Source organism: Candidatus Nanopusillus massiliensis, from assembly GCF_920984865.1.
Map to the genome: position 1 here is coordinate 342683 of NZ_OV100765.1, position 25869 is coordinate 368551.

The 25869-nt window shown below is 23.0% G+C and carries 41 protein-coding genes, 3 tRNA genes and 2 pseudogenes; 12 read left to right on the top strand and 34 right to left on the bottom strand.

Annotation, left to right across the window (positions count from 1 at the left end):
* The first annotated feature begins 1265 nt into the window (after nucleotides 1-1265).
* From LUA84_RS02475 to LUA84_RS02505, 7 genes are all read left to right on the top strand, one after another.
* Nucleotides 1266-1592 carry a hypothetical protein gene (locus tag LUA84_RS02475; RefSeq protein WP_231434288.1) on the top strand — a complete coding sequence of 109 codons (327 nt, stop codon included), beginning with the start codon at nucleotides 1266-1268 and terminating at the stop codon, nucleotides 1590-1592.
* 711 nt (nucleotides 1593-2303) lie between these two features.
* Nucleotides 2304-2462: a hypothetical protein gene (locus tag LUA84_RS02480; RefSeq protein ID WP_231434289.1), complete on the top strand. Its 159-nt coding sequence runs from the start codon at nucleotides 2304-2306 to the stop codon at nucleotides 2460-2462.
* A 693-nt stretch (nucleotides 2463-3155) separates the two neighbouring features.
* Nucleotides 3156-3650, top strand: coding sequence for an MraY family glycosyltransferase (locus LUA84_RS02485; RefSeq protein ID WP_231434290.1), 495 nt, complete (start codon nucleotides 3156-3158; stop codon nucleotides 3648-3650).
* Between the two features lie 344 nt (nucleotides 3651-3994).
* Nucleotides 3995-4375 (top strand): hypothetical protein, encoded by a 381-nt coding sequence (locus LUA84_RS02490; protein ID WP_231434291.1) that lies wholly within the window; start codon nucleotides 3995-3997, stop codon nucleotides 4373-4375.
* Nucleotides 4376-5344: 969 nt separating this feature from the next.
* Complete coding sequence (locus LUA84_RS02495; RefSeq protein ID WP_231434292.1) at nucleotides 5345-5569, top strand: hypothetical protein; 225 nt, start codon at nucleotides 5345-5347, stop codon at nucleotides 5567-5569.
* A gap of 234 nt (nucleotides 5570-5803) precedes the next feature.
* Nucleotides 5804-5956, top strand: coding sequence for a hypothetical protein (locus tag LUA84_RS02500; protein ID WP_231434293.1), 153 nt, complete (start codon nucleotides 5804-5806; stop codon nucleotides 5954-5956).
* A gap of 16 nt (nucleotides 5957-5972) precedes the next feature.
* Nucleotides 5973-6227: a hypothetical protein gene (locus tag LUA84_RS02505; protein WP_231434294.1), complete on the top strand. Its 255-nt coding sequence runs from the start codon at nucleotides 5973-5975 to the stop codon at nucleotides 6225-6227.
* Between the two features lie 164 nt (nucleotides 6228-6391).
* Here the strand turns inward: LUA84_RS02505 and LUA84_RS02510 are convergent.
* The 15 genes from LUA84_RS02510 to LUA84_RS02575 form a co-directional block, all read right to left on the bottom strand.
* Nucleotides 6392-6463, bottom strand: a tRNA-Gln gene (locus tag LUA84_RS02510).
* Between the two features lie 235 nt (nucleotides 6464-6698).
* The gene (locus LUA84_RS02515; protein ID WP_231434295.1) at nucleotides 6699-6860 is read right to left on the bottom strand and encodes a hypothetical protein; all 162 of its coding nucleotides are present in this window, start codon (nucleotides 6858-6860) and stop codon (nucleotides 6699-6701) included.
* Nucleotides 6853-7023 (bottom strand): hypothetical protein, encoded by a 171-nt coding sequence (locus LUA84_RS02520; protein WP_231434296.1) that lies wholly within the window; start codon nucleotides 7021-7023, stop codon nucleotides 6853-6855. The genes LUA84_RS02515 and LUA84_RS02520 overlap by 8 nt, the downstream gene beginning before the upstream one ends.
* 20 nt (nucleotides 7024-7043) lie before the next feature.
* Entirely contained in the window at nucleotides 7044-7193 is a 150-nt protein-coding gene (locus tag LUA84_RS02525; protein WP_231434297.1) for a hypothetical protein, read from the bottom strand.
* Between the two features lie 343 nt (nucleotides 7194-7536).
* Entirely contained in the window at nucleotides 7537-8046 is a 510-nt protein-coding gene (locus tag LUA84_RS02530) for an aminoacyl--tRNA ligase-related protein (protein ID WP_256443597.1), read from the bottom strand.
* 372 nt (nucleotides 8047-8418) lie between these two features.
* A complete protein-coding gene (locus LUA84_RS02535) occupies nucleotides 8419-8892 on the bottom strand; it encodes a hypothetical protein (protein ID WP_457913353.1) in 474 nt (157 codons plus the stop codon).
* Between the two features lie 31 nt (nucleotides 8893-8923).
* On the bottom strand, nucleotides 8924-9307 hold the full coding sequence (locus LUA84_RS02540) for a tRNA-intron endonuclease family protein (RefSeq protein WP_231434300.1): 384 nt from the start codon (nucleotides 9305-9307) through the stop codon (nucleotides 8924-8926).
* Nucleotides 9308-9340: 33 nt separating this feature from the next.
* Nucleotides 9341-9409, bottom strand: a tRNA-Thr gene (locus LUA84_RS02545).
* Between the two features lie 430 nt (nucleotides 9410-9839).
* Nucleotides 9840-10112 carry a hypothetical protein gene (locus tag LUA84_RS02550; RefSeq protein WP_231434301.1) on the bottom strand — a complete coding sequence of 91 codons (273 nt, stop codon included), beginning with the start codon at nucleotides 10110-10112 and terminating at the stop codon, nucleotides 9840-9842.
* A gap of 50 nt (nucleotides 10113-10162) precedes the next feature.
* On the bottom strand, nucleotides 10163-10303 hold the full coding sequence (locus LUA84_RS02555) for an archaellin/type IV pilin N-terminal domain-containing protein (protein WP_231434302.1): 141 nt from the start codon (nucleotides 10301-10303) through the stop codon (nucleotides 10163-10165).
* Nucleotides 10304-10351: 48 nt separating this feature from the next.
* Complete coding sequence (locus LUA84_RS02560) at nucleotides 10352-10675, bottom strand: class I SAM-dependent RNA methyltransferase (protein ID WP_256443519.1); 324 nt, start codon at nucleotides 10673-10675, stop codon at nucleotides 10352-10354.
* Entirely contained in the window at nucleotides 10662-10892 is a 231-nt protein-coding gene (locus LUA84_RS05295) for a hypothetical protein (protein ID WP_457913354.1), read from the bottom strand. The genes LUA84_RS02560 and LUA84_RS05295 overlap by 14 nt, the downstream gene beginning before the upstream one ends.
* A 289-nt stretch (nucleotides 10893-11181) precedes the next feature.
* Nucleotides 11182-11415: a hypothetical protein gene (locus tag LUA84_RS02565; protein ID WP_231434303.1), complete on the bottom strand. Its 234-nt coding sequence runs from the start codon at nucleotides 11413-11415 to the stop codon at nucleotides 11182-11184.
* Between the two features lie 157 nt (nucleotides 11416-11572).
* Nucleotides 11573-12013 (bottom strand): hypothetical protein, encoded by a 441-nt coding sequence (locus tag LUA84_RS02570; RefSeq protein ID WP_231434304.1) that lies wholly within the window; start codon nucleotides 12011-12013, stop codon nucleotides 11573-11575.
* 746 nt (nucleotides 12014-12759) lie between these two features.
* A tRNA-Glu gene (locus LUA84_RS02575) sits at nucleotides 12760-12833 on the bottom strand.
* 908 nt (nucleotides 12834-13741) lie between these two features.
* Here LUA84_RS02575 and LUA84_RS02580 point away from each other — a divergent pair.
* On the top strand, nucleotides 13742-13948 hold the full coding sequence (locus LUA84_RS02580; protein WP_231434305.1) for a SufD family Fe-S cluster assembly protein: 207 nt from the start codon (nucleotides 13742-13744) through the stop codon (nucleotides 13946-13948).
* A 135-nt stretch (nucleotides 13949-14083) separates the two neighbouring features.
* Nucleotides 14084-14284 carry a SufD family Fe-S cluster assembly protein gene (locus LUA84_RS05300; protein WP_457913355.1) on the top strand — a complete coding sequence of 67 codons (201 nt, stop codon included), beginning with the start codon at nucleotides 14084-14086 and terminating at the stop codon, nucleotides 14282-14284.
* Nucleotides 14285-14438: 154 nt separating this feature from the next.
* Here LUA84_RS05300 and LUA84_RS02585 read toward each other — a convergent pair whose 3' ends face one another.
* The 11 genes and pseudogenes from LUA84_RS02585 to LUA84_RS02625 all read right to left on the bottom strand — a co-directional run bounded on the left by LUA84_RS02585 (nucleotide 14439) and on the right by LUA84_RS02625 (nucleotide 18559).
* Nucleotides 14439-14606, bottom strand: a complete 168-nt coding sequence (locus tag LUA84_RS02585) for a hypothetical protein (protein ID WP_231434306.1) — start codon at nucleotides 14604-14606, stop codon at nucleotides 14439-14441.
* 8 nt (nucleotides 14607-14614) lie between these two features.
* A pseudogene (locus LUA84_RS05305) lies at nucleotides 14615-14857 on the bottom strand (GNAT family N-acetyltransferase); the annotation flags it as partial.
* Nucleotides 14858-14885: 28 nt separating this feature from the next.
* Entirely contained in the window at nucleotides 14886-15314 is a 429-nt protein-coding gene (locus LUA84_RS02590; RefSeq protein ID WP_231434307.1) for a GNAT family N-acetyltransferase, read from the bottom strand.
* Nucleotides 15307-15672, bottom strand: coding sequence for a hypothetical protein (locus LUA84_RS02595; protein WP_231434308.1), 366 nt, complete (start codon nucleotides 15670-15672; stop codon nucleotides 15307-15309). Before LUA84_RS02595 ends, LUA84_RS02590 begins: the two co-directional genes overlap by 8 nt.
* An 82-nt stretch (nucleotides 15673-15754) precedes the next feature.
* Entirely contained in the window at nucleotides 15755-15874 is a 120-nt protein-coding gene (locus LUA84_RS05310; protein WP_457913356.1) for a hypothetical protein, read from the bottom strand.
* A 15-nt stretch (nucleotides 15875-15889) separates the two neighbouring features.
* Nucleotides 15890-16228 carry a tRNA(Met) cytidine acetyltransferase TmcA domain-containing protein gene (locus tag LUA84_RS02600; RefSeq protein WP_231434309.1) on the bottom strand — a complete coding sequence of 113 codons (339 nt, stop codon included), beginning with the start codon at nucleotides 16226-16228 and terminating at the stop codon, nucleotides 15890-15892.
* Nucleotides 16209-16436: a DUF1726 domain-containing protein gene (locus LUA84_RS02605; RefSeq protein ID WP_231434310.1), complete on the bottom strand. Its 228-nt coding sequence runs from the start codon at nucleotides 16434-16436 to the stop codon at nucleotides 16209-16211. The genes LUA84_RS02600 and LUA84_RS02605 overlap by 20 nt, the downstream gene beginning before the upstream one ends.
* Before the next feature lie 394 nt (nucleotides 16437-16830).
* Nucleotides 16831-17325 (bottom strand): hypothetical protein, encoded by a 495-nt coding sequence (locus tag LUA84_RS02610; protein WP_231434311.1) that lies wholly within the window; start codon nucleotides 17323-17325, stop codon nucleotides 16831-16833.
* Nucleotides 17326-17415: 90 nt separating this feature from the next.
* Nucleotides 17416-17568 carry a P-loop NTPase family protein gene (locus LUA84_RS02615; protein WP_231434312.1) on the bottom strand — a complete coding sequence of 51 codons (153 nt, stop codon included), beginning with the start codon at nucleotides 17566-17568 and terminating at the stop codon, nucleotides 17416-17418.
* Between the two features lie 460 nt (nucleotides 17569-18028).
* Nucleotides 18029-18256 (bottom strand): DEAD/DEAH box helicase, encoded by a 228-nt coding sequence (locus LUA84_RS02620; RefSeq protein ID WP_231434313.1) that lies wholly within the window; start codon nucleotides 18254-18256, stop codon nucleotides 18029-18031.
* Nucleotides 18257-18361: 105 nt separating this feature from the next.
* Nucleotides 18362-18559 carry a hypothetical protein gene (locus LUA84_RS02625; RefSeq protein ID WP_231434314.1) on the bottom strand — a complete coding sequence of 66 codons (198 nt, stop codon included), beginning with the start codon at nucleotides 18557-18559 and terminating at the stop codon, nucleotides 18362-18364.
* A 41-nt stretch (nucleotides 18560-18600) separates the two neighbouring features.
* Here LUA84_RS02625 and LUA84_RS02630 point away from each other — a divergent pair, with 41 nt between their 5' ends.
* The 3 genes from LUA84_RS02630 to LUA84_RS05315 all read left to right on the top strand — a co-directional run bounded on the left by LUA84_RS02630 (nucleotide 18601) and on the right by LUA84_RS05315 (nucleotide 19546).
* Nucleotides 18601-18873, top strand: coding sequence for a hypothetical protein (locus tag LUA84_RS02630; RefSeq protein ID WP_231434315.1), 273 nt, complete (start codon nucleotides 18601-18603; stop codon nucleotides 18871-18873).
* 11 nt (nucleotides 18874-18884) lie between these two features.
* Complete coding sequence (locus tag LUA84_RS02635; RefSeq protein ID WP_231434316.1) at nucleotides 18885-19199, top strand: DNA replication complex subunit Gins51; 315 nt, start codon at nucleotides 18885-18887, stop codon at nucleotides 19197-19199.
* Between the two features lie 131 nt (nucleotides 19200-19330).
* Nucleotides 19331-19546, top strand: a complete 216-nt coding sequence (locus tag LUA84_RS05315; RefSeq protein WP_457913357.1) for a hypothetical protein — start codon at nucleotides 19331-19333, stop codon at nucleotides 19544-19546.
* Nucleotides 19547-20018: 472 nt separating this feature from the next.
* Here LUA84_RS05315 and LUA84_RS02640 read toward each other — a convergent pair whose 3' ends face one another.
* The 8 genes and pseudogenes from LUA84_RS02640 to LUA84_RS02670 all read right to left on the bottom strand — a co-directional run bounded on the left by LUA84_RS02640 (nucleotide 20019) and on the right by LUA84_RS02670 (nucleotide 25240).
* Nucleotides 20019-20393: a PAC2 family protein gene (locus LUA84_RS02640; protein ID WP_231434317.1), complete on the bottom strand. Its 375-nt coding sequence runs from the start codon at nucleotides 20391-20393 to the stop codon at nucleotides 20019-20021.
* Nucleotides 20394-20493: 100 nt separating this feature from the next.
* Entirely contained in the window at nucleotides 20494-20817 is a 324-nt protein-coding gene (locus LUA84_RS02645; RefSeq protein WP_231434318.1) for a hypothetical protein, read from the bottom strand.
* A pseudogene (locus LUA84_RS04745) lies at nucleotides 20798-21001 on the bottom strand (RNA-protein complex protein Nop10). Before LUA84_RS04745 ends, LUA84_RS02645 begins: the two are co-directional and overlap by 20 nt.
* Nucleotides 20988-21383 carry a hypothetical protein gene (locus LUA84_RS02650; RefSeq protein WP_231434319.1) on the bottom strand — a complete coding sequence of 132 codons (396 nt, stop codon included), beginning with the start codon at nucleotides 21381-21383 and terminating at the stop codon, nucleotides 20988-20990. Before LUA84_RS02650 ends, LUA84_RS04745 begins: the two are co-directional and overlap by 14 nt.
* Nucleotides 21384-22834: 1451 nt before the next feature.
* Nucleotides 22835-23107: a hypothetical protein gene (locus LUA84_RS02655; protein WP_231434320.1), complete on the bottom strand. Its 273-nt coding sequence runs from the start codon at nucleotides 23105-23107 to the stop codon at nucleotides 22835-22837.
* A gap of 715 nt (nucleotides 23108-23822) precedes the next feature.
* Nucleotides 23823-24134 carry a hypothetical protein gene (locus LUA84_RS02660; RefSeq protein ID WP_231434321.1) on the bottom strand — a complete coding sequence of 104 codons (312 nt, stop codon included), beginning with the start codon at nucleotides 24132-24134 and terminating at the stop codon, nucleotides 23823-23825.
* 86 nt (nucleotides 24135-24220) lie between these two features.
* The gene (locus tag LUA84_RS02665; RefSeq protein ID WP_308112659.1) at nucleotides 24221-24619 is read right to left on the bottom strand and encodes a hypothetical protein; all 399 of its coding nucleotides are present in this window, start codon (nucleotides 24617-24619) and stop codon (nucleotides 24221-24223) included.
* Nucleotides 24620-24676: 57 nt separating this feature from the next.
* Complete coding sequence (locus tag LUA84_RS02670; protein WP_231434323.1) at nucleotides 24677-25240, bottom strand: pelota family protein; 564 nt, start codon at nucleotides 25238-25240, stop codon at nucleotides 24677-24679.
* Nucleotides 25241-25869 lie beyond the last annotated feature (629 nt).

Here is a 25869-nt window from a genome sequence, read left to right on the forward strand (position 1 = left end):
AGCTTATTATTTAACATTATTAATATTTACTACTGCAATAACTAGAAAAGGATGGGGTGGATGGAAAATAATACCAATTGTTTTGGTTTAACATTATTAATTAGATATTTCTATGATAGAGATTATAAAGATCTATATTTCTATTTACCATATATTGGATGTACTGGAATATTAGATAATTTATTAACACCTGGGGTTTTAGGAATTGGTTTATTTTTAAGTTATCACAATCTATTTTTAGAACTTTCAATGATTTTGATATTTTTATATGAAATATTAAAAGATAATAAAATACTGGAAAAAATTACTGAAAGTAAAACATATCTGCTAATATTATCTATTTTGTCTGGATTAATCCCAGGAATACCTATATTCATTATAAATAAATATACTAAAGATAATAAATTACTAAAGAAATATACAATATTTCTAATAATCCTTATTATATCCTTACCATTTTTAATTGATAAATTAATTATATATTTCTTATATAATCCATTTACATATGCNAGAATGGGTTCTACAATTGCAGAATTTCAACCAACTACTGCAGGATATTATTTTGGTTTCTTTGGACAATTGGTTTAATATTAACTTATTTGGGTCTTGGATATCTAATATTTGATAAAAATAAGTCTAAAAATCTTTTAATATCTGAATTTTTGTTTATATTTATATTGAACTATATCGGAATTNCTTATTTGCACATCTATATATCTTTTAACATTTTATCTATTAATTTATTCTATATTTATAATAGCATATAATAAAGAAAGTAATATATATGATATTATAAAGACAATATTTGAAACATTTACATTATCAATTGCCATTCAATTTGTAATATTTTCAGATTTAGTAATTAATGGAATATATATAAGTATATATATATCTTGGGTTACTTTTCTCATTTTAGCAGTCTATATTTCATTATAGTAATAGAAATCTAAATGATGGAGAAATATTTGTATTATCATTATCATTTATAGCACTTATTGTAGGAAAATATATATATGAATCAGTTTATTATAATGGTTTGGCTCTCCCATTATTATATATATTTGGTATACAAATATTCAATTTATTTAAAGATGAATTTTCCAAATTAAAGAATATTATAAAAGAAAATTTAATATTAATATTATTATTAATTTCATCTATTTCAGGAATATCTCTATTTATATCAGCAAACAAATTCTTATTCTTAATTCCACTGATATTTTTAGCAATATATATATTTATATGAATATATATTAGATAAGAATTTGGACTTATTTAATTTATTTAAATATAGTTTAATTTTATTTACAATATTTGGTCCTTTATTTTCTATAAGCAATAAAATCTATGGATATCCTGGATATATAGCAAACTATTTTTCAAGTGCTGGTCAATATGGAACTCCAGATAATGAAATAAATACTTTCTTATGGATAAGGCAAAATACTCCACAAAATGCTATTATAAATTCTTGGTGGGATTATGGATATTATATTTATGTATTGGGAAATAGAACTGCATGGATAAATGGTGCAAATGCATATCCATATTGGAATCATTTAATGGGTAGATATGGTTTATCTTCAGAATAATATAACACAAACATTACAATTATTCTAGGTACATGCAGATTATAACTATCAAACATTTAGAAACATTGGAATTATTCAATGAAAATTCAATATTCTATAATTATTTATATAAATATTTGGGATTTAATGAAAGTGAAGTAAATGAAATTGAAGAATTAAAAGATTTCTTAGGATATAAAAATTGGATAAATNTATTATATCAATTTAATGGATCTCCAGAATCAATTTCATCATATAACTTATTCAACAAGATAAAGAACTATTAGAAAAATTGTATAATATGAATTATTTGAAACCAGCATATTTATATATAGATCNTACAGATATAGGAAAATCCTTTGCTTTCCAATTTTTAGGACTCAAATGGAAAGTTATGATAAAGAATCATGGATATCTCAATTTGCATCTGGAACAACAGAAAATCCGGGACCAACAATACCTTCAGCTATATTATGATGGATATTATATATTTGCAACAAATAATAGTTTATTCTACTTTGTGTTTAGAACCATTGGATCAAGATTTGAATATTAATGGAACTATAATAAATACATGCATATATGTACAGAACCAGGGTATAATTAACCAAAATAGTTGTGGAATAATAACTGGAGTCCAATTTTTATTTAATCAATCTATAGTAGAAAGATCTGGAATACATCAGACATTAAATATAGATAATATTAATCCAAATAATTTAATAGGGGCATATGTATATATTTATTATACATTTAAATAATCAACAATATTCACTTTCATTAAAATATATAGATATTGATGGACAATTGATTACATTTAAGAATTCTCAATATGATGGATTATTATATATAACCCCAGATTACTCATTATTACAGCAAAATAATCCATAAGGATTGTTCTTATATGCATATTTTATATCACAAAAAGCTACCCAATATGATTGGGTACAATTATATTTCTTAAACAATGATTATAATGGAACANNNAATCCTGTATTTTATTCAAATGATTTTATATAGCCTTCCTTCAATAATATATTATGATATTCCTCCAGCAAAAGTATGGAAAATTAATTTCCCAGAGAACTTCACAGTTCCAGATTATTTATATTGTATCTATCTACAACAAATATTCAACAAATAAATGAATGTGGAAAAATATATAATTTAGCCTATTATGAAAATATGAAAAATTATTATGATGTATGAAGAAATTTTAATTGCTGTATTACCACTAATATTGTCTTTTTTTGTTTCATATTATTTAATAAAAAAATGGATACCAATTGCTCATAAAGAAGGATATATAGGAAANGATATGAATAAGTATAATAAACCTGAAGTAGCAGAAATTGGTGGTTTATATGAAATAATTGGTACAATATTTGGAATATTATTATATATTGGTATTAAAAGTATATATATTAGGAACTACAGAAGATTTAGTAGAAGTATTTTCAATATTAACATATCAATGCATTAACTACAATATTAGGATTATTTGACGATATATTAGGAATGGGAAAAAAGGATTGAAACCTTTACATAGAGTAATTCCTATCATTTATATTAGCACTACCATTAATGATAATATCTGCAGGTAATTCATATATTAATTTACCATTTGTAGGAGAAGTAAATTTTGGAATATTATATCCACTATTAATAGTACCAATTGTACTTATGGGTACATCAAATGCATTTAATATGCTTGCTGGATATAATGGTTTGGAAGGATCTATGGGTATTTTACTAATTGGTGCAATAGGATTAGAGTCATATTTAATTGGTAATTATTATTTAGCAGAAATATCATTAATAACAATATTTTCAATAATAGCATTTCTAATATTTAACTGGTATCCAGCAAAAGTATTTCCTGGAAATGCATTTACATATGGTATTGGATCTCTATTTGGTGCAATAGTAATATTAGGAAACCTTGAAAAATTTGGACTAATTTTGTTTACATTATATTTCTTGGAATTGATATTATTTATAAGAGGACTATTAAATCATATATACAAAGAAAACTTTGGAATACCTGATGAAAATAATAATCTAAAAGAACCATACTGATAAAACATATAGTGTTACTCATCTTGCAATTAAAATAAATAGAAAGATATTTAAGAAAGCAACAGAGAAAATGGTGGTATNTACAATAATTTTACTACAAATAATAATAACAATAATAGCTATTATATATGGATAACTGTAATCTATATCTTTTTTAATAAAGATACAAGAAAATTAATTTACAATATTAAAATATTATATAATTTCTGCCAAAAAAATAATTTAAATCTAATTTGTATAACTTATAAGAAATATAAAGATATAGCATTAAAAATAAAAGAAAATTATAATTTAACATTTTATCTATTAGAAAATAAAAAAGAAATTAGAAAATTAAAAATTGAATGGGAAATAATATAATAATATACAGTATTATAAATAAAAATATATATGATATATATAGAAAAAGAAAATTTATAGATAATCTTATTGGTATAAAAGGAGAATTTCCTAATTTTCATTTAATAAACCCATATATAATATTTGGAAAAAACATTAGAATATATGAAAATTTTTTATTAACATATTTAGGAAATAAAAAATTCTATATAGATGAAAGATATAAAATTAACAAATTTTTCTCAGAAGAATTATTTATTAATTTAATAATATATTATGATAAAATAATTAAGACTTTTAATAAAATATTGAATCTAAAATATTTCAAAGATTGTATACATGAAAAAATAGGATTAATAACATATAAATCTATCACTTTTTTATAATTAGTATATTTTAGCTAGAATATTAACAGATACATTCTATGCAGTATATGTATCAATATATAATTTTTTAGGATTGATTGCTGGAATAATAGGATCCCCAAATATAATATTAACAAAATATTTATCCGAATATAAAGATAATAAATATATTAAAATTGATATATATCTAAAAATTATTTTTTCATTATTTATCCTTCAAATTATTTTCATATTTCCAAATTATTTCTTATCTACAACTTTCTATGGATATAATTTTATAGATGTTTTAATCATATACATAACTGCAATATCATTATCCTTAATCGGAGTTCTTTTTCTATATTTTATTCGAAATTAAATATAGAATCTGCTAAAAATCTATACATATTAGAAGCTTTACTTAAATTTATTTTCATAGTTTCTTTAACAATCATAATAAGGAATACTGGTTTTATATTTGGTTTATTTTTAACCTATTTTATTTTAAGTTTTGTTTATCTTTATAAATCAAAATAAAATAAAATTAATTTTGTATCAATATTAAAAGAAAAAATTAATTTTAATGATTTTAAAAAATATCTAAAATCTACCATACTTATTAGTCTGCCAGTAACTTTACTAGGTTTATATTCTTCAATAGATATACAAATATTAACAACATTTACAAGCTATAATATAGTTGGAGAATTTTATTCTGCATTAGTAATTGTCTATACATTATCTGGAATATTCACTAAAGGTAATATAACATTACCAAGAATATTAAGATGGGAAAAAGAAAAAGTTATTAGAAACATAAATAGATTAATATTAATACAATTTCTAATTAACATTATATTAACTGGATTAATAATTTTAATTGGTCCTTATATAATACTAATTATATTTGGAAAAAATTATCAATTATCAGCAAATATAATAAAATATCTTTCCATTATTTTAATAATAAATTCTTTGAATGTATATAACTTAATATTATATAGAAGGGATATGGAAAAATATTATCCAATATATGCAATAACAACTGCTCTACTTTCAATAATTACAGATATTATATTGATATCAAAATTTAAATTATCTGGAGCAATTGCTTCAGCAATATTAGCAAATAAATATATTGGACTAATAAGTTATATTATATATGAAACAAAATTCAATAATATCCCTTCCAGATCTATTTTTAGAGATAATTACAAAGAAAATAGATATAAATAAAAATACCGGAAACAAAAATCAGGAGATCAAATTAGAAAATCGGAGGAAATGCTGCAAATTTTTCAATTGCATTAAGTAAAATTGGAATTAAAAATAAATTAATAGCCGGATGTAATGAAATTTCAGAATTAATATTTAAACAATATATAAAAGATAAAAAATTAAAGATAAGATTTTTATCCAATATATACAGATATTTCTATTACTATTAGTTTAGAAGATGATGATAGAATTATGATAACAGATCCAAAAGGAATTCAAATTGGAATTAATGAAATTAAAAAATATGAAAAAGTATTAAAGAAAAAAGAATATATATTCTTTGGAAATTGGAATAATAATAAAAAGTCAAATGAATTATTAAAATATATAATTCAATTTAAATAGAGATGCAAAAATATATTTGGATATAGGAGATCCTTCAATAAATATTGAAAATTTAAATGAATTAATTAAAATATTAAAAGAAAAAAGAATAAGGGTTTTAAGTTTAAATGAATATGAATTAGAATATTTAGGAAATTTTCTTAAATTAGATTATGAGAATCTATTAGATTTAGCAAATAAGTTATATAAAACATTAAATGTAGAACATTTAGATATTCATTCTCCAGATTTTGTTTATTCTTTTACCATCAGAAGTATATATAAAAATTGAGAAAGTTAAACCAATAATATTAACAGGCGCAGGAGATACATGGAATGCTGGAAATTTTTATGGATATTTAGAATAATCTAGATAATAAAGAAAGATTACTTTTTGCAAATGAAATTGCTAAGAAAATATATATTAAAAGTAATTTTAATATTTTTTTAATAAAACGCCACCCCCAGGATTCGAACCCGGGCCTCAAGGCTCCAAAGGCCTGCGTGCTGCCGCTACACCAGGGCGGCTTAATATTCTCTATTATTTAATATACTTTTAATTTTTTCTTTAATTTTATTAAATATTTCTTCAGAATAAAATTTCTTATATTCTTTTAATAAATTTATTAATTCTTGATCAATATCAATTATTTTATCATCTATTAAATATTGTATAAACTGTGTTAAATTTGAAGGATTGTTTTTTAATCTTGCCCTTTCCCAATCTATTAAATAAATTTTATCATCTTTAATAATTATATGTTCATAAGGTCTTCTTCATTTCTTCTTTTTCAATTTTTAATTTATCTAATAAAAACAAAATATCTAAAATATTATCTAAATATTTTTTCTTTTCTTCTAAATCTAAATCTTCAAATTTCTTACCATCAATATATTCCATTTCTATTTCCAAATTTTCACTCATTATGAGAAATAATTCTTGGAACAAAACCATAATTACTTAAAAGATTTAAAAAATATTTTTCTTTTTCATAGTTTTTATATATTTTACCCTTAAATTTTTTTATTATTGTACCATTTTCTGTTAAAAAAATTTCAGAATGCCAACCCTCATCAATCTTTTTCATTCAAATATAAAGTTAAAATCTTAAAATAATCTATATTTCTTATTATTTAAATCTTCTAATGGTTTTTCAAATTCCTCAATCAAATTATAACATTCTTCTTCTCTTATTTTCTTTTCTTCCATATTTTTACTATTTATATTATAATATCTTATTCGAATATATATTATCATTTACCTCTTTTTCTCCAATATATCATTATAATATATGGTTTATATGTTGATTCTAATATTCTTGTCATATTACTCAATTGTGTTTTTGTAGTTTCAATATTTACAACCGCTAATCTTCTTTATTTTTCAAATTATTATAGATTCTCATTGCATATTCTTTTATTTTATTATCTTTTTCTTTATCTCCAGTAAATATATCTAATATTGCAACCTGAATCTGGTGTTAATACAAATGGTAATTTTCCTTTAAATGATTCTAAATATGCACCAATGAATCTTTCTATAGATCCTAAATATGCTCTAGGAATTATATATAAATTATCTATTCCGAAATAATCTTTTACTAATTCAATAAGTTTAAAGTTCCTTGGAAATTAAAATCTAATTGCATAGTACCCAAATGCCATTCTTTTTCCCCAATTTTCAATGTAAAATCATATTTAGGACCATAAAATGCAGCTTCTCCAACCCCTTCATAAATAGAGAAATTATATTTGCTTGATAATTTATTTATTACATTTCTCATTACATCTTCGACATATTCCCAATCTTCTTTAGAACCAGAATATTCATTCATTTTATTTGGATCGTGTAAACTTAATCTTACCTTAAATTCTGATGACCTTNAATTGATATTAAATACTTTTTCATATAATAAAATCATTTCATCCATTAATTTCTCAATCTCCTTTTCCAATAAATCAGGAGTAATAAAAATATGAGAATCATCTTGTGTAAATGATCTCACCCTTAATAATCCATAAACACTACCAGAAAATTCATGTCTATGGACAGTACCCAATTCAAATATTCTAAATGGTAATTTTATTTTTCTATATTTTTCATAATAAATTAATGAAAATTAATATATGGTGTGGACAATTCATTGGTTTAATTGCAAATTCTTCATTTTCTATATTAAATATATACATATTTTGTTTATAATATAAAGATGACCTGAAATTTGATATAATAATGTATTTGTAATAAGTGGCGTTCTTACCAAGTAGTATCCCCTTTTAACATGAAAATCTGTCTAATATTTGGGATAATATATAATATGTTAATCCACCTCCTAAGGAAAATAATTGTAAACCCTTTCCCAGTAGATCACCAAAATCCCTATTTAACTTTTCTACCCTCCTGTCATGTTATACTAATATATCCATCTCATCTCCAATATCTATATGATCTTTTTCCATTAAAGAAAATGTGATTAAAAGTTTTATAAAAATAATTCATTTATTTCATAATAAACTATATCATTTTCTATATCAATTATTGCAAATAAAATTTTATTTAAATTCTTTGAATCCATATGAAATTTAAAATATCTGCTTATGTATAGAAATTCATTTTCATATATTGCATAAACATAATATAATATCTTTTCTTTTTTATAATCTGTATATAAAATAATTGAGACATTTTCTGTATCTAGATAATGTCCTTTATTTCTTAAATCTTCAAATACATAAAATTTCTTCATATTTAATATATTTTTATATTTTTTAATAAAATCTAAAAAATTATTTATTCCTTCTAATTTTATCCATCCTTTTTTTATACAATATAANGCCTCTTCAAGTTCTAAAATAATGTAATCATTATCCATCTTTCCAATTCTTCCTATTTTATCATAAAACTCTTTATTTAAAATAAATTTATTATTAAATTCTCTAACTAAAATTTTTTCCATCTTATTTCTAGAAATTCTATAATTATTATTATCATTTACACCAATATAAAATTCTTTTTCTAGTGCTATGTGCAACTCTATTTTTTGCTAAAAAATCATATATATCTATTTTTTCATTAATATTTATTGGAATAGCCACCCATTTTGAATGTTGCTTAATATCTTCATATATTCTAAATATACCACCAAATTTTAATCCTGTACCTAAATAATAACCTCTCTCTCTAAAATATTTATATATATCATAATATAACTTAATTTTTTCATCTTTTAAAAAATAATTTATATCTAATTTATTATTTTTCTCATCATAAACTTCAATTTCATTTTTTTCTAATAAATATAAAACTTCATAGAAATATAAAATCTTATCTTCTGATAAAAATACATTATCTTTATATAATACTCTTTTCATCTAAGATCTTAAATTATAAAAAATACATAAAAATGCCGGAGGTGGGACTTGAACCCACGACCTCTCCATTACAAATGGAGTGCTCTACCACTGAGCTACCGCAGCGATAAAATATAATATAATCAAAAAAAGTTAAAATCTTTAGCTTCCCCCTAGAGAAACCACTGATTGAGATAGAACAGCTGGTATAGCCCCACCATATTGCGATGCTATATCCATTTACTGGTACATTTGTATATTATAATTTTCATTTACTGATAATCCACTAGGTAGATAATATTATCTGCATATAATCCTCCAGTTGTTAAATATACATTTTCAAGTCTTTTAGATAATCCAATTATTCCATATGGATTTTGATATTTCCAGCTTCATTCATTGATTGCAATATTTGGAATACTTGATTTAAACTTAATGGATATCCAATTATTCCAGAATTTAATCCTATTGTACCATGAAACTAAAGTTCTACTTACATATATAAAGTTTGTATATTGTACTGATTTGTGAAATTATTTAATGCAGAACATACCTATGAATCATCTATTGTTACATTTTGTACATTTACTTGGTTATCAAACATAAATCCTGTTATTTTAAAGCTTCCTCCTTGTAATACACCATATATTGCTGTAGGTTCATATTGGGAAGGTGCATATGAATATACATCTCCATTGCTATCTGTAATTAAAGTACTTACATATTCAAAATTAATTGGATTAGAACCTGGCATTAATGATACAACAGGTCCTAAGGCGGTTATTTTTTGTAAATAATTATTTAGCTTGACCACTTGATGGATCATATTGATATCCAAATACTTGTGTAATTTGCATACCTGTTGTTATTCTTTGTTCAGCTTGCAGCACCTGTTTGTAATGCTTTTGATTGTAAAGAACTTGCTGTATATATTATTACACCAGCTGCTACTGCCGCCGTTACTATTATTGCTATTAATATAATTAATGTTGACAAACCAAACTGTGCCCTTACCATAATGAATTAAAAGATTTTAAACATTATAAATTTTTACCTAAAAGGTAGTTATTTATTTAATAACAGCAATTGTTTCCATATGATATGTATGGGGAAATTGATCACCAAAATTATGTTTTCCAATTTATAATTTCCTTTATTTATTAGAATATCGATATCCCTCTTTTGTGTTTCTGGATAACAAGAAACATAAATAATTTTCTTTGCATTAGATTGTAATATTTTTCTTATTACTTTTTTATGTAATCCAGCTCTTGGTGGATCTACAATTATTTTATCTGCATTTATTTTTTCTAAATCTTCTACATTAGATAATAAAAATTTCACACTTTTTACATTATTTATTTCTTTATTCAAATTATAGCATTTCAAAATTTTCCTTATTATTATCTACAGCATATACATAATTAGAATATTTTCCAATTTCTATTGCATAAAAACCAGAACCAGAATATAAATCATAAATTATATCATTTTCTTTTGGATCTGTAAATTCTCTTACATATTTTAATAATATCTCTGCAGTATAACTATTTGGTTGATAAAAACTATTTGGTGAAATATAATAAAAATTTCTANNGCTTTTTATTTAATATATTTTTCTCCAGATAATAAATAATTTATATTTCCATATGAAACATCCGAAAGTGTATCACTTTATTGACCAATAAAATGAATTAATATAATTTTTAATCTCATTATAAAATTCTAAAAATATATTTTTATAATATTCTAAATTATCTGTTTTATAAGTTATTATATTTATCATTCTATCATTTGTAAATTTTACTTCTCTTATTAAAATATATCTAATAAAACCTGTATAATTTTTTGTATCCCATGGTTTTAAATTTTTATTTATTATAAATTCCCTAAACTTATACTCTTATTATATTTGATTCTGGGGATTGTAAAAAACATTCATCGATATTTACATATGAATACCATTTTCCATATTCCTTTAACCCTACTTCATAATTGGGACCAACAGCATAATCCATTCTATTTCTATAATAAATTATTTTTGGTGATTTTATAACTTCATCAGGTTCTCTTTTAAATATATCAATAAATTTCTTTATTTTATATTCTATTTGTTCATTATATGACAAATTTTGAATTTGACAATCCACCACATTTTGGAAAATGCTTACATAGCATTAAGAATATTTAAAAATAAAATTTTAAAGATCAAAAATCTATTGATAGCTTGATAGCCTAAAGAACTACATGATGAATAACCTGTATTTGGATTTACAGAACATTGCATTATATCATAATATTGAGTTGGTGGGTTTCTACTCTAAATCCCATTTGTAAAGTACTTACAGAATAATTTATTGTTGCATTTAAACATGGTCCTCCAATAATTGTTAAATTAACATTTGCTACCGATGGTGCTGGTATTGCTTGTCCATAACTTAATGTTTCATTATATGTTGCATCATATACAGATTCTGCTATACCAATATTTGCAGCATCAGCTACACTTTCAAATACTGGAGTTGTACACATTACATCACCATTTGGAGTTGTAAAGTCAATAAACCATCCATTTAATGGTATATATGTTGGTCCTAAATTATATAATGTAAATGTAACTGTCGGTACACTTCCATATTCAGAATATTCAACATCATGAATTGTAAATTGTGGTACAGCAGATTGTTGTTGATTTAATTGCAATTTTAAAATTGAAAATTCCAGCACTTTTTAAATAAACATCAACAAGGATATATGTACTTATTGCAGCTAATGCAACCAAAAATATAAACAAAAAAATTGATTGAAAGGCTTGTCCTTTCATTTTAGCCATAATTAATTACTGTTGGATATATCATTGCTGCCGGAGTTACACCTGATAGATCATATGGTTGTCCATTTGGTGGTATTACAGAGAATTCCNATGTTTGTGATGTTCCTAATGATACATTAGCATATACTAATAGTGCTGCCAAATCATTTGGTCCCAAACTCCATTGTATAATANTCCTGAATTATCTACTGGATCATGTTGATCAATATAATAATATCCTGTATATCCTGTTACTAATGAAGAGTTTGCTACAGCTCCTCCATATGCAAATATTTCTCTACCAGCTGGAGAATAGAATATTACTGCTTGTTTGATTGAATAATATTGGCTGTGATCCTGGTGCTAATCTTGTATATACTAAGAAATCTTGTACTGCTTGTGATGATGTATTAACATTTATANCTTCTACTCTTACAATTTCTACAGTTGTACCAGATGTTTGTACTGTTTGTTGTGCTGCAGCTGCTGCATGTCCTTGTGCACGCTGTCGCTCCAATAATTACTAATGCTGCTATTGCTGCTGTCAATGCTGCTGCTATAAATAATACCATTGCTGAAAAACCAGATCCTCCTTGACCTTTCATACCTTATTAAACACTCTTCCCATTTATAGGAAATTGTTAATCAATAATGATAACTTTGCCCCCGCCGGGATTTGAACCCGGTCATAGGGACGAAAACCCTATATCCTTGACCAGACTAGACGACGGGGGCGTATTTATTTTACTTGTAAATAATATTATAAAAGTTTTATTTAAATTTTATAACAATGTTATGAATTTAAAAATATAATATAGAATCTTATAGATAATATGCAAGAGATAACTATAAGGGGTCCTTTGAATGAGGAAAAAATCAAAAAAATATCTGAAATATGAACATGAACCAGATTGGATGACAGACATAAGATTAAAAGGATTAGATTATTTTAATAAATTAGATTTACCAAAATTGGGACTCTAGAAATAAAAAATATTGATTTTGATAATATGATATATTATAGAAATATAGACTAAAGAAAATAAACCAAAGAGGTGGGAAGATCTACCAGAAGATATAAGAAATAGAATAGAAAAATAGGGATTAAGAAAAGAATTTGAAAGAGAATTTTTATCTGGATTATTATATCAACACGATTCTTCTTCAATATATAAGGAAATAAAGAAATATCTAGATCAAGAAGGTATTATTTTTATGCCCCTATCACAAGCAGTAAGAGATTATACAGAAATTGTAAAAGAATATTTTGGAAAAGTTATCTCTTTTGGAGATAATAAATTCAGCAGCATTAAATACAGCAGTTTGGAGTGAAGGTGTATTTATTTATGTACCAGAAAATATTAAATTAGACTTCCCATTACAAGCATATTTTTGGATAGGAACAGAAAATCTTGGGCAATTTGAAAGAACTTTGATAATAGCAGATAAAAATGCTANNGTATACTTATATAGAAGGATGTACTGCTCCAATATATAATATATCTTCATTACATGCAAGAAATAATAGAGGTTTTTGCAAAAGAAAATTCAGAAGTTACTTATGCTACAATACAAAACTGGTCTAGAAATATATAAAACTTAGTAACAAAAAGAGCAAAGGTATATAAAAACGCTAAAATTAAATGGATTCTGCTGAATTTGGAAGTAAAGTAACAATGCTATATCCGGGATTAATTTTAGAAGAAAATTCTATAGGGGAAATTTATACAATATCAATTGCAAATGAAAATCAAATAAAAGATACTGGTGGAAGAATATTGATAAATGGAAAAAATTCCAGAGGATATATTGTAACAAAATCCATATCAATAAACTTGGAAAGGCAGTAAATAGAATAGACATAAAAATATTTAGTAATTCTGAAAATTCAAAGATTATATCTAAATGCGACTCTTTAATAGAAGGAAATGGAATAGCAGAATCTATACCAAGAATGGAAATTTACAATAATAAAAATTATTATAATACATGAAGCAAAAACTGAAAAAATTGAAGATCAAAAAGTACTTTACTTACAAAGTTTAGGTATAGATAAAAAGAAAGCTAAAAGATTAATATATATGGGATTTGCAGACGATATTCTAAAAAACTTTCCACCCTCTTATCAAATGAGAATTAAAAAACTTCTAGAAATAGAGTTAGAAGAAATTGGGGGATTTGGCTAATTACTTAAATAGCCAATTATATATTATTTTTATGTCTCTCTTTATTACTCTTCTAGCCCCAAACTTCTTTATTTTAAAATAATCGGATATTTTTGCAAAACTCCATGATAATAAAAATTTTCCAATAAATAATTCTTCTTTATCTATCTTTGGTTTATACCTTTTCAGTATATAATAAATAATACATATATAATAATTTCACAACATCTGCAGCAGCTTCATATGTCATATGTGAAGATAAATAACCTTCCAATCTTTCTATTTGATTATCTGTAAAATTTAATTTATAATGTGGTTTAAACTTATATGGCGTTTCTAACATTTTTAATATTAGTTCTGGTAATAATCAAAATATACATCTGATATTTGATTTATTAATCTCCATCTAAATTCATAATTTAACTTTTTAACTATCTTTTCTGATTCTTCATTTAAAACTTTAATTACTATACCAGAATATTCTCCAGAAACCTTATTTTTTTCTGGAGATAAATGAACTAATACAAAATTATTTTTTTGCCAAAAATTTAATAATTCATAAGTTATACCAAAACTAGAACCAATCCAATCATAATTATTTTCCTTAGCCCAATTATATAGTTTATCTTATAGACAAAGATCCCAAACCCATACTTTGGATTTCTGGAACTGTAGCAATTCTAACAATCCTTAATCCCTTTAATTTAGCAAATTCCTTTATTCTATAATGTTTAACTATTATATCTGGTATTATATTTCCCTTTGGTTTATAATCTTTCAACATTTTATTAATTGTATCATCATCTATACCACCTTCATATCCAATGTGTATTCCATTTACAATTTTTCCATTTGATAATTCTAAAACAAAAGCATCATGATGTGGTGCATCAGCAAGCATTGCTATATCATTTGGTTTATTTTGATAATGCGCTAAAATATATATTCCAACAAAATTCTTTAATTTTGAATCATCGTTATAAAACCATTCTTTCATTGGTATTTTATAAAATCTTACATCTTTATTTTTTATTAACTCTTTATCAGTCATCGTTAATTTCAGAAACTTCAGAATCTAATAACAATGTATCATATAGCCATTTTTCAATTGGATCTTGTTCATTATATCTAATTGGCTCAACCATACTATATTTATATATCTTAAAATCCTTCAATGAATTTAGATATTTCAAAAATTTGACAGAAAAAGAGCTACCAGCTCCCTCATATCCATGAATCGTAGAAGAAAATACAATTTTATCATATTTCTTAGTATATTTCAATAATATATTTATACCAATACCTGCAGCTTCATCAACAACCAAAATATCATATTTTTTTCTCAATATTTCAGATGGTTTTCTATATTCAATATATATCCTATTATTTATTACATATCTTCCTCTCACTTATTTCCTTATATTTTATATTATTCTTATTTAATCCCAACTTTAAGAATTCAAATAATGTTTCTACATTATTAAATTCTGGTTATGTTATACCTATATCATATACTTTTTTACTATTTAATAATATTTCAGAAATTCCAGAAATCGCTAAACCAAGAGATGCACTTTTTCCCCTTCCTCTATCTGCAATAATTAAATATATTGACTTTTCATTCTTTCATAAATTCTCTAAAAGAGAAAGAACATTTGCTTGATCTTGCGTTAAACATAATTTATAGATTATCTCTGAAAATTTTCTATTATCTGGCAATAATATTTTCTTTCTTCCAGGTGGATATGCTTCATTTAATATGCATTCATCATTTATTCCCTTTATTAATCCTTTTTCTATATCATATATAATTATATTATCATATTGAAGTAATTTGTTCTTGAATCTATGTTCAAAATATTTTTTCACGTCTTCCAATTTATATGGAGGCGTTAATAAATGTTCATGAAAACTTGCATAATTTTCTTCAAAATGTTCAAAATCTTTAATTAAAAAAAATGACAATACCAATTCCAGATAAAGTTTCAACAATTCTACCTATATGATCTGGAGTTAAAGATTTATACATATCTAAAATTAATATATCGTATGCTTTTCCCAAAATTTTTTTAGAATCAATATATTTAATTTTTTCTATATCTAAAAAATCTACTTTTTCTTTTAATTTTTGAAATCTATATAAATAATCCCCATTAAAATCTCTCAGAGACATATAAAACTTTTATTTTATCTTTAAAATTCCTAATTTTTTCATAATATATTTTTAACAAATTGGATAAAATATCAAAATAATCCTTANNCGATAAAACAACAATCCCTCTATGATTATTTCTAATTATTTTGCATAATAATTTATTATAATCATTTATTATATCCATATATAAAATATCAACCAATTACTTATAATCATTAAGAAATATTAACCTTTTGTTAAAGCTATATTAAAAGAATGATTAAAACATTAAAACATTTTGCCAATANAATATTAAACAATAAACAAACATTAGTTAAGTGACGTTAAATCATTAACTAAACATGTTAAATATATGTTAAACTAAAGTAAATAATATCTTAATTTCACATCAAGAGATTTCAATAATTTTTGATCATCCACAAAAACTATAGATAGTCCCTTTGATATTCCTCCAAGAATATAATCTTGAAGTTCTTCCAGAAGCTTGTAAATATGTTTTAAGATCTACAATATTTAAATATATATTTTTATTTTCATCTATTTCTACAGAAACATCTGGATTTTCTTCTACCATATCTAATATTTCTGACTTATCAAGATAAATTTTTAAGATATTGTATAATGTTAATATATCATCAGCAAAGGTTTTTATATATCCGACTAATTCAACTTTATTTCCATTTAAAAAATCAGAAATTAATTTCAGATCTCCAGAAGATAGCTTTTTCATATTTTTTCTTAATCTTGTAAAAATTCTTGTTATTCTATTTTTTTCTATCTCAGATATATATGGTAAAATTAAATTAGATAAAATAATTATATTCGTTATATTTTTCTCAAGATTTGTAATATTTATTTTTATCTTTGGTATACCCAAAAATATTGCATATTTTATTCTTTCTAGCATATTAATCCCTCTAGTTAATATTCCATATGGATCTGCAGATCCTAAATAAGAAATTTATTTTTCCCTCATAAAAATCATTTAATATTATTCTCAATTTCTCTTGCCTTTGTTTTTGAATATATTAAACCAACTTTTAAAATAATTGTATATTAAATAATTGTAAATTTCTATCATATATTCTACCCCTTTCTCTTTTGGAATAAATATTAATGCCCCATCTTCTAATTCTTTTAATAAATTCAATAATTCTTCTTTTATATCTCTCCTTGGAATATAATATACAGCTACAACATTCCTAATTTTTGAACTTCCAGTTCCACTGGTAAAGTTAGCCAGCTCCCTATATAATCTAACTCTTTTTCCTCTTAAACTACCAGTAGCTGAAGATAAAACAATTATTCCATGATTTTTATTTTTAATTTCTAAAAACTTTTTATAAAAATCACTATTAAAATCTAATTTACCAGCTAATTTTAAATCTATTACCTTTATAGCAACATTTATATCATCTTCGCTATAACCAATTAAAACAAATAATTTTTCAATATTTTTTGATCCTTTAAAAAAAGAATCTACATCATCTACAAAAGCAATATCAAATTTTTTATCTTTTAATATTTCAAAATTTTTAGTTAAAAATTGATTTGAAATAATTAATATATTAAATTCACCATTTTTTATTTTTTCCTTAATTTCTTTTTTATTACCACCAATAATATGCTATAAACTTTATATTTAGATTTAGACTACTTATAAATTTATCAAACAAATCGCTAAATTGCTTTACAAGCAATCTTGTTGGTAATATTATTAGTATCTTTTTGTTGTACTCACTAGAAAAGTAAATAGAAGAAACTATAATAAATGTTGATTTTCCAACACCTGTTGGCGCTATCAATAGAAAAACTATTGTTTTTATATAATCTTTCAAACCACATTATTTGTACTTTCCATGGATTAGAATTTAATAATTTTTTAAAAAATTCAGAAAATTTAGTAATTTCTTTATATAAATTATAAATATTTGAATAATCTTTTAATTTCCCCTTTTCAGATAATTTTTTATATAGAGTAGCTTTCTAAAAGTGGTTTCATCCTTTATATTTAATAATTCTAATATTTCTTTAGCATCTAAATCATTTTCACTAGGAAGACCATTTGAAAGCCTATAGGAAGAAATTGTACCATTACAATTAAAGCATAAATTTTTTATATATAAAGGAATATATTCCATATTTTCTTTTATTTTAAAAATTAATTTAAAAATATTCTATTATGGATATATCAGATATAATCACTTACTTACAAAAAGAAAAAGAGAAAAAAACATTACAAAATTTACAAAAAGATTTTTATGTTAAGGTATCTGAATTACTAAAAAAATACAAAAAACAATTAGAAGCATATAAATCTGATAGGAAAGAAAATAGAGAAGTTATTGCAACAATAGATAGACTAAAAGAATCATTATCAGAATTAATTAATATAAGAATTAGCAAAATAATGATGTATACAGTACTAGAAGTTAAAGAAGATCTAAATAAATAGCAGAAGATACTTTGGGAGAAGAAGAAAAATTATTATATTCTCTTGTTAAAAAAAAATTAAAATCATATAAAGAAAATATACAAAGCAAGATTATTAATGGAGAAGAAATAGATATCAATAAATTTTTTTCAGATATAAATATAGATGTTTCATTATATCAAAATAAAATAGATAAGAAAATTGTTGTTATTAAAAATCAATTACCAAAGATTGTTGGACCAAATGGAAAAATATATGGACCTTTTAAAGTTGGAGATATAAAAATACTCAATAATAACTTCGCTGAAAAATTAGAAAATACTGGAATAGGAAAAACAGTTGATTAAACTTATAAAATTATTTAATATTATTATCTTTAATGAAATTACCAAAGACTAATAAAAATATTGCCCATATTGTAAAAAAGTTACTGTATACATAAAGTAATCATTGTAAAAAGTATAAAAGCTAGGACTGGATTGTTTGGGGTGCTAGAAGAGCTAGAGAAGGAAAAAAAGGTAGAGGAAATAAAGGAAAATATAGTAAGAGACCATTATCACAAAGAAAAAGAGGTGTTATAAAATCTTCTAAAGGTGTTGATATAAGATTAGAATGCAGCATATGCAAGAAACAAACTATATGGGAAATAAAAGGTAGATACAAAAAAGTAGAATTATCAACAGCTATAAAATGAAGTCAAAAATATATTTTGAAGCATTTTCTAACGATAAAGATAAATAAACTGATATTTTTAAATAAAACATTCGATGCTATATCAAAATTCAAAAATTTTCAAATAATAGATAAAAAAATTGCTGATCCTATAACAAAAGATATAAAAACCCCGGACGGAAAAACTATAAATGGATGGTCATNCTATTTAGAAATATATGCAGATTTTAAAGATTTCGATTCATTAATNNATTTTATACTATTTTATACACCATCAAGAATTGATAGAGAAGATATAAAAGAAATGAGAATTATAACAAAAGATAATGAAATAAAATATAACAAAGAAAAAGTTAATCTATTATTAAATCAAATACCACAAGCTATAAATATGAAAGTATCTGCATTGTTAAATATATATCTTGCACAAGTTAAAAAAGATTCTAAAGGACCTGACAAACAATCATTAACAAATTTAAAAATAAAATAAAATTTTATCCATAATAATATCCTGAACCTTTTTCCCTTTTCTTGTTTTCTTCCTCTAACTTCTTAATCATATCTAAATCTTTTTCTAATCTTTCTTTTAGTTTTTTACCCTTTTCCTTTAGATCACTTGTATCAACTTGAAAGTCATATAATTTACCTAAGATTTCTAATGCCTTTGAAGCACCAAAATATCCATTAACTTCATTTGATAAATATGTTTCAACTAATAATAAATAAGCTGGTTTTTTAAATAATTGAGAATAATATAAAAATAATCCAATCATTCCAACAACAGTATTTGATTTATACAAGTTAAGTTCTCCCAATTTTTCCTTTATCTTATTTACATCATAATATTTATTTAGTGCAAACAAATTCATTTGGATTTTCTGGTTCTAATTGATGTGAACCATCCACCAATTATACTTAACTCTAAGAGATTAAATTTACTTATTATTCTAAATAGCTTATTCATGAAGTCTAATATCTAAAGTATAAAGACAATCCAGGATCTTCCAAAATCATTATCTGAAAATCTTCATATAATACTAGAAAATTATAGTTACCAATTGGAACAGAATATAATTTATAACTTATATTATCTGCTATATATCCATTTTTATTTACTTTAACTACATCAAAAAAGAAATCTGTAATTATTCTTCCAACAACTTTTCCTTTATAAGTTTCTATTAACTTTTTTCGAACTTTTTTTGACAAATTTCCAAATCCTCCGCCTATTGAATAAAGAAAAACTATATTATTCATACTTTTTATTTTTTCTTTATCTATTATAAATTCCATAATAGATAATAAAATTATTATTTTTATATAAGATTTCTTTTTTCATTTTTCTTCTATAACCATCCCATTTTATCATCAGGAGAAAATTTAGGAGGTATTACTCTAGATGTTTTATTACCACAAATCGGACAATTTCTTTAAATGTATATATTTTACAATTTTTACATTTTCTAATCTCTTTCATATTTATTTATTTCATAAATTACATTATAATTTTTAGCTTCTTTATTAACTAATTCTAGCATTTCTTTTTCCTTTTTTTGTAAATCAGATGGGCTTATAGTAACATATTNTAGCATATATGTAGGAGCTCCCAGATATTTTATCATTATATTTAGATCCTTTATTTTTTTAAGAAATTCCTTTATTTTATANATTCCATCACCATCTAAGCAATATGCCTGCATTATATATGTAAACTCATATTTTGGTGGATTTAGATAATCAAGTATATATTTGTATAATTGATCTGAGTATTTTTTACTTATTTTATATTTATATAAAACAGTTTTTCCATTTATATAAGCTTCTAAAAATACAGCTATAAAGTTTGTTTTCTGGAACAATTTTAAATATTATCTCTTTTTCTAATTTATCCATATCTATATTTTCCTTTTCACTCATTATTTTCAATATATTATAAGCAGCTATCTNTCTTTTATATTCAAAAATCTTTGCTTTTTGTTTATTCTTATCAACTCTCTTTAACGATAAAGTAGCCAATCTATTTTGTACATCTACATCTAATACTAAACATACAATCTTTTTACCTTCCCTAACTAAAATCCTTGGATTTGTAATTCTTCTATTTGATAATTCGTCTATTGGAATTATTCCATTAAAATTCTCATATTAATCTAAGCTAACTTTTACATCTACATCTGATATATTATTTACTGTACATAAAATATAATCATTCACCTTTGGAGGATCTTTTCTGCTTATACATCTTTAAAATATATTAAAAAATACTTATTAACTTTTTATACGACTTAGGTTTTAGTTACTGGGATATTATATGTAACCTCTTCATAACAATTATATGAAAGATTCATTAAAATATATGCTGGTATTCCTATATTTGAATTAAGAAGATTTTGAATTTCTGCATTGCTTTNTGATAATTGTTGAAGATTTATAATACAAGATATTGANNGTGAACTTATTGGAAAGTTTTGTGTTGGACTACATGAGAAACCTTCTCCCCCATTTGGTATATCTATTGGAGTTGTTCCGATAATACGTAATTCAGCATTTACATTAAAGGTAGCTTGACTATTAGAATATACATTNCTAAAGCATCCAACAGAATCTTGGAAAGATATTGAGAAATATATATTTCCATCAATTTCATCACATTGATATTAGAAGATACTGGTGTTATTGGAGATGATGAATAATATACAGGCTCACTTAATGTTATTGAACTATTAGAATAATTTAATTTAAGTGGAATTAATACATTCTCAACAACATTTGATACATTATATTCTACAACTATTGGTATTTGAGAAGGCACAGCCAGAATACCAGGACTTAAAGAAACTTCAATATTTCCAATAGTAGAATTTGAAGGAATAAGTTGCATCAGAAGAGGAATTACAANTTGCTGGTTCTGCATTAAAATTACCTGAGTAAGGAGAAGATAAAGTATAACTATTTACATAATATGAAACTTCTAATTGAGAATTTGACATTGTATAAGTATTATTAACATAGATAAGAGGCAATGTATAATTTAAACCACGTTGATTCACTATAATTTAACGAAGAAGGTGCTTGAACATATATATATAAGTTTCCTGGCTGACTTACTGCCCATGAAGGTTGATATAAATTAGAACCTGAACTTCCGCTATTAAAAAATCCTGAATTTCGAAATCCAATGTTACCAATTGGACATGTAGAAAAATAAAAAAGACTAGTACCTGCAAATAATATAGGCAACAAATATATAAATCTTCCAGCTTTCATTAATTATATTTTTACTTTATTAATTATAAACTTTATCATAATATTAGCCCGAAGTATATGAATTATTTTGATTATTAGATGTATATAAATTATTTAAACTAACATTTTCATTTAAGGCAGTTTGAATAATATTAAAAGCTTGTTGGGCATCATTGATAAATTGTACTATACCATTTTCGACACTCTGGAACATTTCATTATTTTCCATATATGCCAGAATTTGATTACGATATAAATAAGCTACTATTATTAAAATTATTAGAATTAATAAAAAAATCAATCCACCGCCAGAGCTTTCAGCTCTTCCTTTCTTCATAAACAAATTATAAATTTATTTATTTATAAGTTTTAGGATATCTGCAAATAATCTATCTTAAGATAATTGTCTGTCTTTATTTCTAANAGATTCTCTGGCAATAAACAATTAGATATATTTACTACATAAGCCCCCAACAGACGAACTTATTTTATATATACAATTATTATTTATTATAACTTCTCCAGAGCCCTGACTTACTATAATATCCAATATGTAATTTGTTAAATTATTTGGAAATGCTATATAAAATATATTGCTGCTTTGCTTCTACATATAGATTATACATATTAACTGGATAAGATGATATCAAACTGATACTATTTTCTCCAATATTTAAATATGGAGTTAAATAAAATAAGTTAGAACATGAAGATAAAGGAATTGACAATCCATTTATAATTAATTCTACATTTTGAGGAGAATATGGACAAAAATCATAGAACATATATATATCTCCAGATATATAGATAATAGCTAAAATTTAATGATGAAAACTCTAGATAATTTATATTTATATAATATAATATTNCATTTACATTAAATATTATACTAGTTGGAGAAAACTCTAATTTAAACTCCTTATTTCCATTATATAAATAATTTGGAGAAACAAAAATACCTTTTCTCCATTTTGACATCCAGAATATACTTCATAATTATTTACATATATATCGAACTTACCATTATTACATGTAGAATAATGCAGTAATATTTATTCCATCATAATTGATAAATAATAGAAATATAAGCTCTTACTAACTGTTCCATAAAATATATTTGTTTCAAAATTCAAAGTTCCTAAATTAATATAATATACTGGAATATAATTGCCTATTGTATAATTGCTTGTTATATAATAATAATTCTGACTCTCCGATAATTGTATATTTTGAAAGATATATTGATTTCTCATACTTGTATTTGAAAAATTTGAAGAAGGATATAAAATTATATTACTTCCATTAAACAATTGTTGTATTAAAGATTGTTTATATTGATATGGAACTAATAGCCCAATATACAAAAATTACTATACCTAATAATATAAAGAATATACCTAAACTTGTCATTTGTAATTTTTTCATATTTTAATAGAATATTCTTTAATATTTATAATTTATACCTTAATTTTCCAACAATACAGAATCTATCAATTAATTCAAAATTACTGACATTATTATTTACAAAATATATTTCAGCATTTATTTTANNNNAAATATTAAATAAATTTATAATTTTATCAATATTATTTTCTTCTTTCATTTTTTTAAAACATTCTTCAGAAATTAAAATATATTCTATATTATTATACATTGCATTATTATATACCTCATCATATCCAAATGCTACCATATTTTTTTGCATTAAATATAATATTTCTTCTATTAATTTATTTATTTCTAAAATTTCTAAATTTTTTAATGTCTCATAATATTCTGTTCTTCTAACAAATTCATATATTCCATTTACACCTCCGCTAGATACTTTATATATTTTTATATTTTTTATATTTAATTTATCCTTCTATTTAATCATAAAATTCTTCAGGATAAAATAATGGACCAATTATACATAGGATAATTTAATATCATAATCCTTTAGTGTATCTAAAAATTCTGAAAATATTTTATATAATTTTGCTTTTTCTTCAGGATCTCCTTTGTTTATCTTATAATATTCCTCTTTTATAATTTTTATTCCATTATTTATTATACCAAGAGCTATCTCATTATTATCTAGAAAAATTACAAAGATATTTTCTTTTTTTCTAGAAGATTTTTCCAATATTTTTTCTTCATATTTTTTTATTTCCTCCTTTTTATATAATGTAAATTCTGTAGATATTCTTATATCAAATGTATGATAATGTCCAATAGAATCTTTATCACTTGAATCAATTATTTTTCCAGAAATCCTTAATGAATCTTTATATTCAGAAAATTTTATACTCTCAACTTCTATTTTTATTTTTATTTTCTTCTTTTCTTTTTCATTTTCAAATTTTAATGTTCTATAATCCTTTCCTTCTATAATATCTCCTAAATTAACTATTTTATATAAATACAAAAAGTCTACTTCATCTTCTATCTTAATTTTTATTGTCTTCTTATCTATTATTTCATATTTCATATTAGTAAGAATATTAAAGAAAGAAATATTGGAGGAACAAAAGGTGCTCCTTCCTTTACTTTTACTTTTATATCATTATATTCTCCCAATTTCCTTAATAGATTAACTTCTTCTTTTGAAAGACCAAACCTTCCAATAAATAGTTTATTTTGAAATATACGAGAAAATATAATAATAAATTGCATAGAATAATAAAATAAAACTTCATTTAAAAAATAAAATATTAGTGGCAAAATTGCAATTATTAAGATAACAAGAGNATTTATTAATTTATTATTTTTCTTAAATTTTAATATATATTTATTCCCATTTTCATAAATATCGAAANNNTTACTTAATATTTCTTTATCTTCTTCCTTTATACTATTAATTTCTATTCTATCTTCTTTCCAATCCCCTTCAACCAATTCATTTACATTTCTTATAAATGTTAATTTTTCATCTAAATCCTTTGATATATATCTAAATAGAAAATATGGGATATATATTAAAATTAAAGAAATTAATAGATAATAAATATCAAAATACAAAAAGAAAAGATTGATAAAAAATATAGAAACTATATTAGGATAATATTAAAAATATAAACATAATACTTTTTTCTATTTTCTTTATATACTTTAATAGCT

Excerpts from the sequence above, each read along its gene's own strand:
- LUA84_RS02540 (WP_231434300.1), bottom strand. The coding sequence starts at position 9,307 with ATGAAAAGAGTATTATATAAAGATAATGTATTTTTATCAGAAGATAAG.
- LUA84_RS02525 (WP_231434297.1), bottom strand. The coding sequence starts at position 7,193 with ATGATAATATATATTCGAATAAGATATTATAATATAAATAGTAAAAAT.
- LUA84_RS02550 (WP_231434301.1), bottom strand. The coding sequence starts at position 10,112 with ATGATCCATCAAGTGGTCAAGCTAAATAATTATTTACAAAAAATAACC.
- LUA84_RS02585 (WP_231434306.1), bottom strand. The coding sequence starts at position 14,606 with ATGTTAGAAACGCCATATAAGTTTAAACCACATTATAAATTAAATTTT.
- LUA84_RS02580 (WP_231434305.1), top strand. The coding sequence starts at position 13,742 with ATGGATTCTGCTGAATTTGGAAGTAAAGTAACAATGCTATATCCGGGA.
- LUA84_RS02480 (WP_231434289.1), top strand. The coding sequence starts at position 2,304 with ATGTATATATTTATTATACATTTAAATAATCAACAATATTCACTTTCA.
- LUA84_RS02495 (WP_231434292.1), top strand. The coding sequence starts at position 5,345 with ATGGAAAAATATTATCCAATATATGCAATAACAACTGCTCTACTTTCA.
- LUA84_RS02625 (WP_231434314.1), bottom strand. The coding sequence starts at position 18,559 with ATGGAATATATTCCTTTATATATAAAAAATTTATGCTTTAATTGTAAT.
- LUA84_RS02610 (WP_231434311.1), bottom strand. The coding sequence starts at position 17,325 with ATGCTAGAAAGAATAAAATATGCAATATTTTTGGGTATACCAAAGATA.
- LUA84_RS02630 (WP_231434315.1), top strand. The coding sequence starts at position 18,601 with ATGGATATATCAGATATAATCACTTACTTACAAAAAGAAAAAGAGAAA.
- LUA84_RS02645 (WP_231434318.1), bottom strand. The coding sequence starts at position 20,817 with ATGGAATTTATAATAGATAAAGAAAAAATAAAAAGTATGAATAATATA.
- LUA84_RS02590 (WP_231434307.1), bottom strand. The coding sequence starts at position 15,314 with ATGACTGATAAAGAGTTAATAAAAAATAAAGATGTAAGATTTTATAAA.
- LUA84_RS02655 (WP_231434320.1), bottom strand. The coding sequence starts at position 23,107 with ATGAAGAAAGGAAGAGCTGAAAGCTCTGGCGGTGGATTGATTTTTTTA.
- LUA84_RS02515 (WP_231434295.1), bottom strand. The coding sequence starts at position 6,860 with ATGAGTGAAAATTTGGAAATAGAAATGGAATATATTGATGGTAAGAAA.
- LUA84_RS02485 (WP_231434290.1), top strand. The coding sequence starts at position 3,156 with ATGATAATATCTGCAGGTAATTCATATATTAATTTACCATTTGTAGGA.
- LUA84_RS02490 (WP_231434291.1), top strand. The coding sequence starts at position 3,995 with ATGGGAAATAATATAATAATATACAGTATTATAAATAAAAATATATAT.
- LUA84_RS02640 (WP_231434317.1), bottom strand. The coding sequence starts at position 20,393 with ATGAATTTGTTTGCACTAAATAAATATTATGATGTAAATAAGATAAAG.
- LUA84_RS02605 (WP_231434310.1), bottom strand. The coding sequence starts at position 16,436 with ATGTCTCTGAGAGATTTTAATGGGGATTATTTATATAGATTTCAAAAA.
- LUA84_RS02520 (WP_231434296.1), bottom strand. The coding sequence starts at position 7,023 with ATGAAAAAGATTGATGAGGGTTGGCATTCTGAAATTTTTTTAACAGAA.
- LUA84_RS02500 (WP_231434293.1), top strand. The coding sequence starts at position 5,804 with ATGATAACAGATCCAAAAGGAATTCAAATTGGAATTAATGAAATTAAA.
- LUA84_RS02670 (WP_231434323.1), bottom strand. The coding sequence starts at position 25,240 with ATGAAATATGAAATAATAGATAAGAAGACAATAAAAATTAAGATAGAA.
- LUA84_RS02555 (WP_231434302.1), bottom strand. The coding sequence starts at position 10,303 with ATGGTAAGGGCACAGTTTGGTTTGTCAACATTAATTATATTAATAGCA.